The 14385-nt window shown below is 67.9% G+C and carries 12 protein-coding genes; 9 read left to right on the top strand and 3 right to left on the bottom strand.

Going from position 1 to position 14385, the window contains the following annotated elements; translation table 11 throughout:
* The first annotated feature begins 100 nt into the window (after nucleotides 1–100).
* The 5 genes from FSW06_RS05330 to lpdA are packed head-to-tail and all read left to right on the top strand — an operon-like array spanning nucleotide 101 to nucleotide 6292.
* A complete protein-coding gene (locus tag FSW06_RS05330; protein ID WP_010121718.1) occupies nucleotides 101–1357 on the top strand; it encodes an MFS transporter in 1257 nt (418 codons plus the stop codon).
* 16 nt (nucleotides 1358–1373) lie between these two features.
* Nucleotides 1374–2501 (top strand): thiamine pyrophosphate-dependent dehydrogenase E1 component subunit alpha, encoded by a 1128-nt coding sequence (locus FSW06_RS05325; RefSeq protein ID WP_010121717.1) that lies wholly within the window; start codon nucleotides 1374–1376, stop codon nucleotides 2499–2501.
* Between the two features lie 2 nt (nucleotides 2502–2503).
* Entirely contained in the window at nucleotides 2504–3481 is a 978-nt protein-coding gene (locus FSW06_RS05320) for an alpha-ketoacid dehydrogenase subunit beta (protein WP_010121716.1), read from the top strand.
* A 20-nt stretch (nucleotides 3482–3501) separates the two neighbouring features.
* Nucleotides 3502–4839 carry a dihydrolipoamide acetyltransferase family protein gene (locus tag FSW06_RS05315; protein ID WP_010121713.1) on the top strand — a complete coding sequence of 446 codons (1338 nt, stop codon included), beginning with the start codon at nucleotides 3502–3504 and terminating at the stop codon, nucleotides 4837–4839.
* 22 nt (nucleotides 4840–4861) lie between these two features.
* Nucleotides 4862–6292 (top strand): dihydrolipoyl dehydrogenase, encoded by a 1431-nt coding sequence (gene lpdA, locus FSW06_RS05310; protein WP_010121712.1) that lies wholly within the window; start codon nucleotides 4862–4864, stop codon nucleotides 6290–6292.
* Nucleotides 6293–6444: 152 nt separating this feature from the next.
* On the opposite strand, the gene FSW06_RS05305 is transcribed toward lpdA, so the two are convergent.
* The 3 genes from FSW06_RS05305 to FSW06_RS05295 all read right to left on the bottom strand — a co-directional run bounded on the left by FSW06_RS05305 (nucleotide 6445) and on the right by FSW06_RS05295 (nucleotide 10053).
* A complete protein-coding gene (locus FSW06_RS05305; protein ID WP_010121711.1) occupies nucleotides 6445–7440 on the bottom strand; it encodes a hypothetical protein in 996 nt (331 codons plus the stop codon).
* Between the two features lie 313 nt (nucleotides 7441–7753).
* Nucleotides 7754–8869 (bottom strand): CaiB/BaiF CoA transferase family protein, encoded by a 1116-nt coding sequence (locus tag FSW06_RS05300; protein ID WP_010121710.1) that lies wholly within the window; start codon nucleotides 8867–8869, stop codon nucleotides 7754–7756.
* Nucleotides 8869–10053, bottom strand: a complete 1185-nt coding sequence (locus tag FSW06_RS05295) for an acyl-CoA dehydrogenase family protein (RefSeq protein ID WP_010121709.1) — start codon at nucleotides 10051–10053, stop codon at nucleotides 8869–8871. Before FSW06_RS05295 ends, FSW06_RS05300 begins: the two co-directional genes overlap by 1 nt.
* 128 nt (nucleotides 10054–10181) lie before the next feature.
* On the opposite strand from FSW06_RS05295, the gene FSW06_RS05290 reads away from it, so the two are divergent.
* The 4 genes from FSW06_RS05290 to FSW06_RS05275 all read left to right on the top strand — a co-directional run bounded on the left by FSW06_RS05290 (nucleotide 10182) and on the right by FSW06_RS05275 (nucleotide 14367).
* Nucleotides 10182–10994 (top strand): IclR family transcriptional regulator, encoded by an 813-nt coding sequence (locus FSW06_RS05290; RefSeq protein ID WP_010121708.1) that lies wholly within the window; start codon nucleotides 10182–10184, stop codon nucleotides 10992–10994.
* Between the two features lie 333 nt (nucleotides 10995–11327).
* The gene (locus FSW06_RS05285; protein ID WP_139024560.1) at nucleotides 11328–12452 is read left to right on the top strand and encodes a TRAP transporter substrate-binding protein; all 1125 of its coding nucleotides are present in this window, start codon (nucleotides 11328–11330) and stop codon (nucleotides 12450–12452) included.
* Between the two features lie 5 nt (nucleotides 12453–12457).
* A complete protein-coding gene (locus FSW06_RS05280; RefSeq protein WP_029449951.1) occupies nucleotides 12458–13084 on the top strand; it encodes a TRAP transporter small permease in 627 nt (208 codons plus the stop codon).
* Entirely contained in the window at nucleotides 13081–14367 is a 1287-nt protein-coding gene (locus tag FSW06_RS05275) for a TRAP transporter large permease (protein WP_010121702.1), read from the top strand. The genes FSW06_RS05280 and FSW06_RS05275 overlap by 4 nt, the downstream gene beginning before the upstream one ends.
* Nucleotides 14368–14385: the final 18 nt, after the last annotated feature.

Below are 14385 nucleotides of genomic sequence, written 5' to 3'. Positions count from 1 at the left end.
GTATGGGGTTATATATACAGATTGGTTCCCCCGGTTTCGGTACTAGGCTCGGCGGCAGCACGGGAAAGAAAACGTGATGCTTTCACCAGAGGAGCCACCCATGGAAACCCGCACCAGAGTCCTGGTCGGTACGGTGCTCGCCCAGATCGGGCTGGGCACCGTCTATTCCTGGTCGATGTTGAACCCGGCACTCGCCGACAAGTTCTACGACGACCACACCAAGACCTTCGGCATCGCCATGACGTTCTCGATCATGATGATCTGCCTGTCGGTCTCCACCCTGACCATCAACTGGCTGCAGGCGAAGTTCGGCGTCCGCCGCGTCCTCACCGGATGCGGCGTTCTGCTGGCGGTCGGTCTGCTGCTCTCGGCGTTCGTCCCGAACGTCGTCGTGCTCTACCTGACCGCCGGCGTCATGGTCGGCATCGCCGACGGCATCGGCTACCTGCTCAGTCTCACCAACTGCCTGCGCTGGTACCCGGAGAAGTCGGGCACCATCTCCGGCATCTGCGTGGGCGCCTACGGCCTGCCGGCCTTCGTCCTGCCGTTCGTCGTCACCCCGGTGCTCGGCGACGCGGACAACGGCTACTCCGGACTGATGATCTGCTTCATTCTCTGGGCGATCATCGCCGGGATCCTCATCATCGGCGGCGGCGCCTTCCTCAAGGACGCCCCGGTCATCCCCGGCAGCGACACCCCGGGCTCCGGTGAGTACACGATCCCGCAGATGCTCCGCCGGCCGCAGGCCTACCTGCTGTTCTGGGGCATCACGGCGTTCTGCTTCGCCGGCCTGTTCATCATCGGCAACGCAGGCAGCGCGGCCGGCGACGCCCCGGAGCCGAAGGACTACCTCATCGGCACCGCCGTCACCCTGGTCTCCCTCGTCGCCCTGGCGAACACCGCCGGCCGGTTCCTCTTCGGCTGGCTGTCCGACCACATGTCCCGCACCCTCATCGTCGCCCTCTCGCTGACCGTGCTCGCGGTGATGTCCGTGGTGATCGGCGTGACGTGGCGTCCGGAACCGTGGCTGTACATCGTCGGCTTCCTGCTGTTCGGTGCGGCCTTCGGCGGCTGCATCACGATCTACCCGACCATCGTCGGCGACTACTTCGGCCACAACAACCAGTCGAAGAACTACTCGGTGATCTACCAGGGCTTTGCCTGTGGTGCGGTCATCACCCTGATCTTCAACACCCTGATGTCCAACGATGTCCTGAGCTTCGGCACCGCCCTGCTCATCGGTGCGGTCTTCCTGGCCATCGGGGCCGTCATCCTCTTCCTCGTCAAGGCGCCCGGCCCGCCGCCGGCCGAACCCGCCGCCGCAGCCGCCGGCACCTCTGAATCACTCAACGCGTAAAGGACAGTGACCATAAATGTCTGACACCACAGCCGCCACCCCGGTCGTCGACTTCGCCGCCATCAAGAACGGTCTCGGCGAGGAGTACGCCCACCCGATCCAGGTTCTCGACGAGAACGCGAAGGTCGTCGACCAGGCGGTCCTCGACACCTACTCCGACGACGAGCTCGTCCACTTCATGGAGATCATGCTCTACGAGCGCGTCCTCCACGAGCAGACCACGGTCTTCTCCAAGCAGGGCCGGCTCGGCTTCTACGCCCCCACCCTCGGGCAGGAGGCCAGCCAGATGGGCAGCGTCACCGCGTTCCAGCCGCAGGACTACCTGTTCCCCAGCTACCGTGACCTGCCGCAGATGATCGAGCACGGCGCGATCACCCCGACCCAGGGATTCCTGTGGTCCCGCGGCCACGTCCAGGGCAACCGGATGGCCGAGGGCCACCGCAGCTGGTTCCCGCAGATCATCATCGGCGCCCAGCACATCGCCGCTGCCGGCGCCGCACTCGGCATCAAGAAGAACGGGGAGGACGCCGTCGCGTTCTCCTACTCCGGTGACGGATCCACCTCCCAGGGCGACACCTACGAAGGCATGAACTTCGCCGGTGCCTTCCAGGCGCCGCTGGTCATGATCATCCAGAACAACGGCTGGGCGATCTCCGTCCCCCGCTCCTACCAGACCCACACCCTGACCCTGGCGCAGAAGGCGATGGCCGCCGGCCTCCCGTCGGTCCAGGTCGACGGCATGGACATCCTCGCGGTCAACGCCGTGTCGAAGGCGGCCCGTGAGTTCACCGCCGCCGGCAACGGCCCGGTCCTCATCGAGACCCTGACCTACCGGTTCGGCGCCCACTCCTCGGCCGGTGACGACCCGAGCCGCTACCGCACCCCGGAGGAGGAGCAGCCCTGGTTCGACAAGGACCCGCTGAACCGGCTGCGCGAACTGCTCACCGGCCGGGACCTGTGGTCCGAAGACCGGGAGGTCGAGTTGAAGGACTCGTACAAGAAGGAATTCCGCGCCGCCATCAAGGAGGCGGAGAAGACCCCGCACCAGACGGTCACCGAGTTCCTCACCAACACCTTCGAGGAACCCACCCCGAACATCGTCAAGCAGCTCGCCGAGCAGGCTACCGCCGAGGAGGCCAAGTAAACATGACCACGATGAGCTACATCCAGGCCATCACCAGCGCCCTGGACAACGTTCTCGCCGAGGACGACCGGACCCTCATCTTCGGTGAGGACGTGGGGAAGAACGGCGGCGTCTTCCGCGCCACCGAGGGACTGCAGGACAAGTACGGCGAGGACCGCGTCTTCGACACCCCGCTCGCCGAGTCCGGCATCCTCGGGCTGTCCGTCGGACTGTCCGCCACCGGGTGGCGTCCGATCCCGGAGATCCAGTTCTCCCCGTTCACCTTCGAGTCCACCGACTCGATCGCCGGCCAGCTCTCGCGCAACCGCTTCCGCACCGCCGGTGACGTGACCCAGCCGGTCACCATCCGCACCCCCTACGGTGGTGGCACGCACACCGCCGAACTCCACTCCGACAGCATCGAGCACCTCTTCACCGGCGTGCCCGGCCTGCGGGTCGTCACGCCCTCGAACGCCTACGACGCCAAGGGGCTGCTCGTCTCCGCGGTCGAGAACAACGACCCGGTCCTCTTCCTCGAGCACCTGCGGCTCTACCGGTCGGAGAAGGGTGACGTCCCCGAGGACATCTACCGCGTCCCGCTGGACACCGCCGCCGTCGTCCGCGAGGGCACCGACATCACCCTCGTCACCTACGGTGCGATGGTCCGCGAGTCCGTCGCCGCCGCCGAGAAGCTCGCCGCCGACGGCATCTCCGCCGAGGTCATCGACCTGCGCAGCCTGTCGCCGATCGACACCGACACGATCTTCGCCTCGGTCGACAAGACCTCCCGGCTGGTCGTCATCCAGGAGGCACAGAACATCGCCGGTGTCGCCGCCCACGTGGTCTCCGAGGTCGCCGAGAACCGCATCCTGTCGCTGGAGGCACCCATCGGCCGGGTCTCCGCACCGGACTCGGTCTACCCGTTCGCCGTCGACGAGCACGCCTGGCTGCCGGACGCCACGACGATCGAGGCCAAGGCCCGCGAGATCCTGAGCTACTAGCCCAGTAGGAGAAGAACACCATGTCATTCAAGTTCATCATGCCGGAGCTGGGCGAAGGCCTGGCCGAGGGCACCATTTCCGCCTGGGACGTCGCCGTGGGAGACACGGTGGAGGAGGACCAGGACCTCGTCGAGATCGAGAACGACAAGGCCGTCACCGACCTGCCGTCCCCGGTCGCCGGCACCGTCACCAAGATCAACTTCGGTGAAGGGGAGACCGCGAAGGTCGGCGACGTGCTCATCGTCATCGACGACGGCTCGCCCGACGACGACACCGACGACGACAGTGCCGCGGGCGACGCGGACGCCGCCGAACCGGCCGCCGCCGACGAGGCAGCAGAAACCGGAGAGCAGCCGGAGACGCCCGCGCCGACCGAGGCGCCCGTCGCCAACCACGTCCCGCAGACCGCGGGCGAGGCCGCCGCCAACCGGGTCCTCGCCATGCCCTCGGTCCGCCGGCTGGCCCGCGAGAAGGGCGTGGACATCCAGACGCTCACCCCGACCGGATCCCACGGACACGTCACCCGCGCCGACGTCGAGAAGGCCGCCGCCCCGGCCGCCGACGCCACCACCGCGGCGTCCGGAACCACCGGCGACGAGGCAGCGGCAGCCGTGCCGGCCGCAACGGCGGCACCCGTCGCGGTCACCGACCGCGAGGGCGACCGCCGGGAGGCCTACTCCGGCGTCCGCGCCGCGACCGGGCGGGCGATGGCCACCTCCCACGCCACGATCCCGCCGGTCACCAACTTCGGCGAGGTCGAGGTCGGCGCGCTGCTCAAGCTGCGCAAGCGGTACAAGGCCGCGGCCGCCGACCAGGACATCCACCTGACCGTCCTGCCGTTCATCGTCAAGGCCCTCGTCGCCGCGCTGAAGAAGTACCCCGTGCTCAACAGCTCGCTGGACACGGAGACCGACGAGATCGTCTACCACTCGGCATGCAACGTCGCCATCGCCACCGACACCGACCGCGGGCTCTACGCACCCGTCGTCAAGGACGCCGACCGGGCCAACATCCTCGAGATCGCCCGGGCCATCGGCGACAACGCCGACAAGGCCGCCGACGGCAAGCTCAGCGCCGACGACATGTCCGGCGCCTCGGTCACCGTCAGCAACCTCGGCGGTGTGGACGGCGGCTGGTTCACCCCGATCATCACCAGCCCGCAGGCGGCGATCCTCGGTGTCGGACGTGCAGTGAAGGCCCCCTACGTCAACGACGACGGTGACCTCGCGGTCGGCCAGATGATGAAGCTCTCCCTGACCTACGACCACCGCATCATCGACGGGGTCCGCGGCCAGGAGATCCTCAACACGGTCATGCGGCTGCTGCACGACCCGAACCTGCTGATCATCGAAGGCTAGAGAGGACAGAGGAGCCACCACCATGGCCAAGGAACTGGAACAACACGGCACCGTCATCATCGGCGCCGGCCCCGGCGGCTACGTCGCCGCCATCCGCGCCGCGGAGCTCGGCCAGCAGGTCACCGTCATCGAGGAATCGGACACCCTCGGCGGCATCTGCCTCAACGTCGGCTGTGTGCCCAGCAAGGCACTGATCTCGGCCGGTAAGCGGCTGGGGCAGGCGAAGGACTCGACGATGTACGGGATCACCACCGGGGAGGTGAAGTTCGACTTCCACGCCCTGCAGGACTGGAAGCAGCATCAGGTCGTCGACCGCATGACCCGTGGTGTGAAAGGACTGCTGAAGAAGCACAAGGTCGAGGTCGTCCGCGGCTCCGCCATGCTCGTCAGCGACACCGAGGTGCAGGTCATGCCGGCCGGGCCGCAGCAGTTCATGAGCGTCACCGAACCGCGGCGGATCGCCTTCACCGACCTCATCATCGCCTCCGGGTCCCGCCCGGTGCACATCCCCGGATTCCAGATCACCGGCCGGGTCATCGACTCGACCGGCGGCCTCGGCCTGGAGGATCTCCCCGACGAACTCGTCGTCATCGGCGGCGGGTACATCGGCACCGAACTCGCCGGCGCCTACGCCGACTTCGGCACCCACGTCACCATCCTCGAGGGCACCGGGCAGATCCTGCCCAACTTCGAGGCGGACCTGGTCAAGGTCGTGGAGAAGCGGCTGAAGGCCAAGGGCGTGACCGTCCTCACCGGGGTGCGTGCGAAGCACTCCTCGCAGACCTCGGACGCCGTCACGGTGACCTACACCGACGGCGGCGGCGAGGACCACGAGGTCACCGCCGACTACTGCATGATCACCGTCGGGCGGAAGCCGAACACCGACTCGCTCGGTCTGGACGCCACGAGTGTGGAGATCGACAAGCACGGCCTGATCAAGGTCGACGACCGCGGGTTCACCGGCACCGACCACATCTGGGCGGTCGGCGACGTGACCATGGGCCCGGCGCTGGCGCACATGGCCTTCATGGAGGGCAAGACCGCCGCCGGTGCGATCGCCGGACGGCCGGACGCCAACGAGTACTTCGCGGTCCCGGCCGTGTGCTTCTCCGACCCGGAGATCGCGACCGTGGGCATGACCGTCGCGGAGGCGGAGCAGAACGGTCTGACCGTCCATGCCGCGCAGTTCCCCTTCGCCGGCAACGCCCGTGCGGTGTCGCTCGGTGAGGGTGAGGGCTTCGTCCGGCTGGTCTCCACCATCGACACCGGCACAATCGTCGGCGCCCAGATCGTGGGGCCGGGTGCCTCGGACCTCATCTCGGAACTGAGTGTGGCGGTGAACTGCCAGCTCAACGTCGAGGATGTCGCGCTGACGATCCACCCGCACCCGACGCTCGGCGAGCCGGTGCAGGAGGCCGCGGACATCGCGACCGGGTACCCGACGCACCTGTAGCGCTGCAGCTGTAGCGCCGCAGCTGTAGCGCTGCAACGCCGCCGCCGGGCCGTCACCGCCGGGTGAACGACGGAAACTGCACTCCCCGTCACCGTTCCGGACGCTCCGGCGGTGACAGGGAGTGCAGTATTTGTGCGTGCAGGACGGACGGCTCAGCCGTACCGCCGGTAGGCGCGCAGGATCGCATTGTCGACGGTCTCCATCATCGTCACGTACTTCTTCATGAGCGCCTTGTCGATCCGCACCGGCTCCCACCCGAGATCCCGCAGTCTCTGGAACAGGTCGAAGTCGGTGCTCTTCTGCTCCCCGGTGCCGTGGTGGCCACCGTCGTAGTAGAGCGCGACCTTCAGGTCCTCGCAGGCGAGGTCGGGGACGGTGGACCGCGTCCCCCACCATTCCTCCGAGACGGCGACGGGAACCTGGGACGACCAGGTGAAACCCGGCGGCAGACTGTCCCGGACCATCAGCCGGAGCACAGTCTCCCGCGGCGACTGCGCCCCGTCGTCGGTCAGGGCGATGAGCCGCTCCATCCGGTCCCGCCTCACCCGGTTCGCCGCCCCGGACAACAGATCGTCGGGGGAGAGGACGGTGCACTGCAGGACGGCGTCCAGCAGCTGGACGCCGTTGACGGTGCGCCGGTCCAGCCCGGGAACCTCCGGGGCATGCCAGGCCTTCTTCCCCGCGATGACCGTGGCGAGGCACTGGGCGGTCGCCACCGGTGCGGTGACGACCTGAAGCTGCGGACAGCAGGGGTCGGGGCGGGTCGTCAGCAGATCCGCGGGGCGCGGACGCAGCGTCGCGAGCAGCGGGGTGCGGCCGGCGACCGTGCCGCTCAGCGATCCGCGGCTCCGGGCGCCGACATGCAGCACCACCGGCTCGGTGTCCGCCCACCTCGGCAGGCCGTGGCCGGCGAGTGCCGCCCAGAAACCGACGACAGCCTCGCCGTCGGGGCGGATCTGACTGCGTGCCCGGGTGACGATGTCGTGCCGGAACGGCCCGGCATCCTCCCCGGTGGGCAGGCCCGCGCCGACCGTGTCCCGGGGCACGAGCATCCCCGGGCCGCTCGGCACGTACAGCCGGTCGATCTTCCGCCACCCCATGCCCTGCGCCACGAGATCGGCGCGGGCGACCGGGACCTTCTCGGGCATCGGCCGGCGTGTGTGCAGTGGCCCCCGGCCCGGTACGTACAGTGCCCCGTCATCGCCCCTCATGCCCCTTGTGCCCCTCATGGTCATGCAGTGAACAGCACGGGAGGGGATCCGGCCAGTGCGGGCCCGGATGGCAGCAGTTTCTGTGGACAACTTCCGTGCGATTCCGCCCGCCGGACGCCGCGGTGGGGCGCGGACTGTGGACAACCGCGCCCCGCTGCCGGGTGAACGACAGATACTGCACTTCCCGTCACCGCCGGAGCGCCCGGAACGGTGACAGGGAGTGCAGTATCTGTGAGGTAGGAGCGGATGCTCAGCTGAGCCGCGGGGCGGGGGAGCGGTAGGTCGCCGGGGTGGCCGACATCCGTACCGGATTGCGCACCGACCGGCTGCCCTCGACATCGACGACCGGATCCAGCCCCAGCCGCTCGGCGAAGGAGAACGCCCCGGCCATGTCATTGACCGGCCCGGCGGGCACACCGACCTCGCGCAGCAGCTCGAACCACTCGTCGGCGGTCCGCGTCGCCAACCGTTCCTCGATCACCGGGATGAGCTCGTCGCGGTGGGCCACGCGCTCCGGGTTGGTGCGGAACCGCGGATCGTCGACCAGTTCCGGCAGCTCCAGGACGCCGCAGAACCGGCGGTAGAGACTGTCGTTGCCGGCGGCGACGGCGAGCTCCCCCGCGGCGGTGCGGAAGACCTCGTAGGGGGCGATGGAGGGATGCCGGTTACCCAGCGGCTTCGCCACCGTACCGGCGCCGGCGTAGGCGGCGGACTGGTTGACCAGGGAGGCGAGGCTGCAGGACATCAGGTCGGTCTCCACATGCTGGCCCAGGCCGGTGGCGGTCCGGTGGTACAGCGCGGTGAGGATGCCCATGCCCAGGTGGAGTCCGGTGAGCACGTCGATGACGGCCACCCCGACCTTGACCGGGTGGTCGGCGTCCTGCCCGGTCACCGACATCATCCCGCCGACGGCCTGGACGACCAGGTCGTAGCCGCCGAGGGACGCACCCTCCGGCGAGGTACCGAACCCGGACAGCGAGGCGTACACCACCCCGGGATTGGACGCCGCCACGGTCGCATAGTCCAGGCCGAGCCGTTCCATCACACCGGGACGGAAGTTCTGCACCACCACGTCGGCCTTCGCCGCGAGCTCCTTCGCCCGGGCGAGTCCCTCCTCGGAATGCAGGTCGATGGACACCGAGCGCTTGTTGCGGTTCACCCCGGCGAAGTAGGTGGCCTGTCCGTCGGGACCGTAGGGCGGACCCCAGTGGCGGGTGTCGTCACCGGCGCCGGGGCGCTCCACCTTCACGACCTCGGCGCCCATGTCCGCCAGCATCATCGTGGCGTAGGGGCCGGCGAGGACGCGGGAGAAGTCCGCGACGAGGATGCCGTCGAGCGCGCCTGCCGTGCTGTTGTCGCCGGCCATCAGCGGAACGCCTGCTCGCCGGTCAGCTCCTTGCCGATGATGAGCTGGTGCATCTCGGCGGTGCCCTCGTAGGTCAGCACGGACTCGAGGTTGTTGGCGTGGCGCAGCGGCGAGTACTCCAGGGTGATCCCGGAGGCGCCGAGGATGGTGCGGCACTGCCGGGTGATCTCCAGGGCGACGCGGGTGGAGTTCAGCTTGCCGACGCTGACCTGGTTCGCGGAGAGTTCCCCGGCGTCCTTGAGCCGGCCGAGCTGCAGGGCCAGCAGGGTGGACTTGTCCAGCTCGACGGTCATGTCGGCGAGCTTGGCCTGGGTGAGCTGGAAGCTGGACAGCGGCCGGTCGAAGACCTGGCGGGTGCCGGCGTACTCGATGGCGGTGTGCAGGGCGTCCCGTGCGGCGCCGAGCGCGCCCCAGATGATGCCGTAGCGGGCCTCGTCGAGGCAGGTCAGCGGGCCGCGCAGCGAGCTGACGCCCGGCAGTCGGCGGGAGTCCGGCAGGCGGCAGTCGTCGAGGACGATCTCGCCGGTGACCGAGGCGCGCAGCGAGAGCTTGCGGTGGATCTCCGGGGCGATGAACCCGGCGTCGCCCTTCTCGAGGATGAAGCCGGCGAAGCCGGGCTTCCCGTCGCCGCGGTCGACGGTCTTCGCCCAGACGACGGCGACATCGGCGACCGGGGAGTTGGTGATCCACATCTTCGTGCCGTTGAGCACCCACTCGTCACCGTCGCGGACGGCGCGGGTGCGCATGTTGGCGGGGTCGGAACCGGCGTCCGGCTCGGTGAGGCCGAAGCAGCCGATGTACTCACCGGCGGCCATCTTCGGCAGGTAGTTCTCCTTCTGCTCCTCGGAGCCCCAGTGGTGGATGGCGAACATGGCCAGCGAGCCCTGGACGGAGACGAAGGAGCGCAGGCCGGAATCGACCGCCTCGACCTCCATGCAGGCCAGGCCGTAGGCGACGGCCGAGGTGCCGGCGCAGCCGTAGCCGTCGAGGTGCATGCCGAGCACGCCGAGTTCACCGAGCTTGGGGGCGAGTTCCTTGGCCGGCAGGGTGGCGTTCTCGAACCAGTCGCCGATGTGCGGGGCGAGTTCGCGGGCGCCGAAGTCGGCGACCGCGTCGCGCAGCATGCGCTCTTCGTCGCTGAGGAGGGAGTCGAAGTCGACGAAGCCGAGGGGGGAGGTGGTCATGGTCTGCTCCTGTAGGGGTTTCGGGGTGTGTTTCAGAGGTGTGTGCGGGAAGTCTGGACAGTTCGTTCCGGAGACGAGCGTATCTGCGGTCAGGGGCTGCGTCCGGCGGTGTGGTTTAGGCTGTGGGCATGACTGCGACGAATGACCGGCCGGGGGCCGGGGACGCCTTCCCGTTTCCGCCGGGGATGTCCGACGGTTCCGCGGAGCGGCCGGGTGGGACGCCGCGCCCCCATCACCGCACCGTCGACCGGGTGGCCGCGATTCTCGAGACCGTCGCCCGGTCCCGGACGCCGATGGGACTGTCCGACATCGCCAAGGCCGTGGGAGCCCCGGTCAGTTCGGCCCAGTCGCTGGTGAACGGTCTGGCCGCCACCGGCTATCTCGCCGAAGAAGCACGGGGATTCCGGCTGGGGATGGCCCCCTACTTCCTGGCGACGCTGGCCGGAACCCGGCCGGTGGACCAGGTCACCCACCAGATGCTGGAGGACGTCGTGGAGGGAACCGGCGCCGTCGCCGTTGTCGCGGTGCTGATCGGGGGAAGCGTCTTCTACATCGACTACGCCGTGGACGATCCGGCCTACGCGTACCTGGCGCAGAACCGGCTGCGCCGGCCACCGCTGGAGACCTCGGCGGGATGGATCCTGCTGTCCGGGCTCGATGTGGACACGACCTGGGCCGAACTCGCCTCGGCCGAGGCGGAGGGGGACCATCAGGATCTCGTCGATGCGTTCCAGCGGGCCTATCCGGAGCTCCGCGACAGCGGGGAATGTATCGCGCCGGGTGTGGCGAGCAACGGGGCTGACGGTGTGGCGGTCGCGGTGAAGAACCGGGGTGACGTGGTGGCGGCGGTCTCCGTGATCGCGGGGGAGGAACATATCCGGCGCAACGCGGACCGGATCCTCGAGCGGCTGCGCCGCTGTCGCGGACTGTGGGACCAGTGACAGCACGGTGAACCTCCTCCGGATTACTTAAATACGTAGACAGATACTGATTTGCGTAAGGGGAAGTCAATCAGTTTGCCAGCGTCCTGACAAGGGGATCGGGGAAAATGCCGCGGACACCCCGCAAGTGGGGGTGGTGCCGGTCGTTGGTGCGCGCCCGGCGTGCGGCGACACGGGGTGGCGGCGGTTCCGGGCGGAGCAGGACGGCCGGGGAGTGGTCTGCTGCGGAAGCTCTCATGAAAGTGACACTTGACACACATCCGAGCCTGTAGTTTGCTGTCGATACGTAAATACAGAACCGTTTACGAATATGCGTAATCGAGAGGAAGTTACATGACCAAGCCACCGGTCTGCCCGACCCGAGGGTCGCTCGGCAGACCCCGGGGAGCTGTGACGGCCACCGTCGCCGCCGTCACAGCAGCAACAGCAGTGTTCGCGACCACCTCGTGTTCCTCGCCGGCCGAGGGGGAGACCGACACGGTCACACTGACCATGGCCGACAATTTCGCGCTCACCCACCCGGTGGGAGTGGGCGGGACCCGACCCTTCCTCGACCGGATCGAGGACACGTCCGACCTGGACATCAACTACTTCGCGTCGGGCCAGCTCGGACACCAGGCGGACATGCCGACGGTCATCCGGAACGGTACGGCGGACATCGGCGTCGTCTCCGCGGCCTATGCGGGATCCAATCTTCCGCTGTCCGGTGTCAGCGACCTGCCCGGCTTCGGTAACGACGCCTGCCAGGTCGGCTACGCCCTGCGCGATGTCGCCCGCCCCGGCGGCATCCTCTACGAGAAGGAACTCAAGGACCTGAAGTTCCGTCCGCTGTGGGCCGGAAGTCTGCCCTCGTTCGAGGTGATGACCAGCGGCCGGCACGTGACGTCCCCGGAAGACCTCAGCGGCGCCATCATCCGGTCCACCGGCGGAACCGTGGACCGCATGATCAGCGAGGTGGGAGCGGGCGCGATCTCCATGCCGATCGGAGAGATGTACGAGGCCATCCAGCGGGCGACGGTGGAGGGGACGCTGGCCAGCCCGATCAGTATCACGCCCTACAGCCTGGAGGAGGTCATCACCCACTCGACCCGCGGTGCGGAACAGGGGTCGTTCACCCTGATCTACGGGGTCAACACGGACACCTGGGACAGGCTCAACGACTCGCAGCAGAAGGAACTGCTCGATGCCGCGGACGCCAGCCAGGAATCACTGTGTCTGCAGCTCAACGAGGCGAAGGACAAGGCGTACACCGCCATGGAGGACGCCGGCGTCGAGTTCGAGGACGTGAGCGCCAACGCCGCGGAGTGGGAGAAACTGGTGGACCCGGTCCGCCAGGGATGGGTCGACGCCGGCGAGAAGCTGGACCTCCCGACGCAGGACGTGCTGGACGAGTTCACCGCGGCCGTGGACAGGTACGACCACGCGGCCGAGCGGATCGCCCGGGGGGAGAAACTCTGATGGACATGCCGGAGACAATCGTCCGGACCGACGGTGGCGGCACCGCACAGCCCACCACCTTCGGCTACCGGACCACTGACCACCCCGGGCTGGACAAGGTCCAGAACGCGATATCCGGACTGTGCGCCTGGATCGCAGGTATCGCCACGGTGCTGCTCACGATCCTCACGCTGGTCTCGGTCATCTCCCGGGAATTCTTCTCGGACCCGATGGCGTGGAATGTCAGTGCGACGGAGAAGTACCTGCTGCCCACGATCGCCTTCTTCGGGATGGTGACCGCCTACCGCACCTCGACGCACATCGCCGTCACCTCGATCTTCGACAAGTTCGGCCCGCAGGCGCAGAAGGTGATGCTGGTGGTGATCCATGTGATCGTCCTCCTCGTCCTCGTCGCCCTGTTCGCCGGTGGCGCCACCATGGCGCTGGACGCCTACAACTTCGGATTCCACGTACTGCCGGGTTCGGCGGATCTGGCGACGGCCGACTGGACCTGGCGGATCATCGTGCCGGTCTCGGCCCTGTTCGGCACCGTGGTGGTGGCCATCGACCTGTACCGGGAGATCGCCACGCCGTGGGACCGTCCGTACACCAACTACGAGCCCGGTTCGGTGCTTGACGAGGAGAACTCATGACCGTCCTTATCGTCGTAATTCTTCTCATCGCGCTGATCCTGCTGCGGATCCCGGTCGCCTTCGCGGTGTTCGCGACAGGCCTGCTCGGACTGGTCATGACAGGCGGCATCGATTCGGCGGTCCATGCCATGGAGACCTCGCCGTTCGCCGCCGTACGCAAGAACTCACTCTCCGCGATCCCGCTGTTCATCCTCATGGCGCAGCTGATGCTGATGTCCGGACTCATGGACAAGGTCTTCGACGCCGCCCGCGCCCTGGTCGGCCGGATGCCGGGCGGGACAGCCGTCGCGTCCGTGGGAGCGGGCACCGCATTCGGTGCGGTGTCCGGATCATCGACCGCCGCGGCGGCCACCCTGGCACAGACCTCGACCCGGCGCATGCTCCAGGAGGGCTACACCAAGGAGACCTCCACAGCACTGGTCGCCGTCGTCGGGACCCTGGCGGCGATGCTGCCGCCGAGCATCATCCTCGTCTTCTACGCTGTCACCGCGGAAGCACCGGTGGGGGACATGCTCATCGCCGGGCTGCTGCCCGGGCTGCTGGTGGCGGTGTCCATGCTGGTCGTCATCGCGATCGGCTACTTCCGCAAGCCCGATGATATGCCCAAGGGCACCCGGACCTCGATGAAGGAGAAGACGAAACTCATCGTGGAATCGTCCCCGATGCTCCTGGTCTTCCTCTGCGTGGTCGGCGCCATCTTCTTCGGGATCGTCACACCGACCGAATCCGCGGCCGTCGGCGTGCTGGCCTCACTCGTGATCGTCCTGGCGCGGAAGCAGTGGTCGAACCGGGGATTCGGGAAGGCCGTCCTGGCGACGGTGAAGACCAGCGCCATGATCTTCGCCATCATCATGTCCGCCCACGTCCTCGGGGATTTCCTCACCGAGACCCGGGTCACGCCCACCATGGTCGACGCCATCGAGGATTCCGGTCTGCCCGCGCTGGCGGTCGTCTTCCTCATCGCCCTGATCTACCTGGTGCTGGGGTTCTTCATGGACCAGATCGCGATCATCGCTCTGACCGTCCCGGTTACCCTCCCGCTGATCGAGGCACTCGGTTACGACCCGGTGTGGTTCGGTGTGGTCGTCATCCTGCTCGCCGAGACCGGCATGGTCACCCCGCCGATGGGACTGAACGTGTTCATCGTGTCCAGGGAATCCGGGGTCCCGCCGATCACCGTGTTCAAGGGTGCGTTCCCGTACGTCATCGCCATGCTCGTGCTGACCACCATCTTCATCCTGTGGCCCGATCTCGTCCTCTGGCTGCCCTCGATGGCCGGGTGAGGTACGGACACTGAGAGG

Origin of the sequence: Corynebacterium nuruki S6-4, assembly GCF_007970465.1 — a bacterium.
GTDB lineage: Bacteria > Actinomycetota > Actinomycetes > Mycobacteriales > Mycobacteriaceae > Corynebacterium > Corynebacterium nuruki.
The sequence above is the reverse complement of the archived record's forward strand: the minus strand, read 5'-3'. Positions and strand labels throughout refer to the sequence as shown.

Excerpts from the sequence above, each read along its gene's own strand:
- FSW06_RS05330 (WP_010121718.1), top strand. The coding sequence starts at position 101 with ATGGAAACCCGCACCAGAGTCCTGGTCGGTACGGTGCTCGCCCAGATC.
- FSW06_RS05325 (WP_010121717.1), top strand. The coding sequence starts at position 1,374 with ATGTCTGACACCACAGCCGCCACCCCGGTCGTCGACTTCGCCGCCATC.
- FSW06_RS05320 (WP_010121716.1), top strand. The coding sequence starts at position 2,504 with ATGACCACGATGAGCTACATCCAGGCCATCACCAGCGCCCTGGACAAC.
- FSW06_RS05315 (WP_010121713.1), top strand. The coding sequence starts at position 3,502 with ATGTCATTCAAGTTCATCATGCCGGAGCTGGGCGAAGGCCTGGCCGAG.
- lpdA (WP_010121712.1), top strand. The coding sequence starts at position 4,862 with ATGGCCAAGGAACTGGAACAACACGGCACCGTCATCATCGGCGCCGGC.
- FSW06_RS05305 (WP_010121711.1), bottom strand. The coding sequence starts at position 7,440 with ATGCCCGAGAAGGTCCCGGTCGCCCGCGCCGATCTCGTGGCGCAGGGC.
- FSW06_RS05300 (WP_010121710.1), bottom strand. The coding sequence starts at position 8,869 with ATGGCCGGCGACAACAGCACGGCAGGCGCGCTCGACGGCATCCTCGTC.
- FSW06_RS05295 (WP_010121709.1), bottom strand. The coding sequence starts at position 10,053 with ATGACCACCTCCCCCCTCGGCTTCGTCGACTTCGACTCCCTCCTCAGC.
- FSW06_RS05290 (WP_010121708.1), top strand. The coding sequence starts at position 10,182 with ATGACTGCGACGAATGACCGGCCGGGGGCCGGGGACGCCTTCCCGTTT.
- FSW06_RS05285 (WP_139024560.1), top strand. The coding sequence starts at position 11,328 with ATGACCAAGCCACCGGTCTGCCCGACCCGAGGGTCGCTCGGCAGACCC.
- FSW06_RS05280 (WP_029449951.1), top strand. The coding sequence starts at position 12,458 with ATGCCGGAGACAATCGTCCGGACCGACGGTGGCGGCACCGCACAGCCC.
- FSW06_RS05275 (WP_010121702.1), top strand. The coding sequence starts at position 13,081 with ATGACCGTCCTTATCGTCGTAATTCTTCTCATCGCGCTGATCCTGCTG.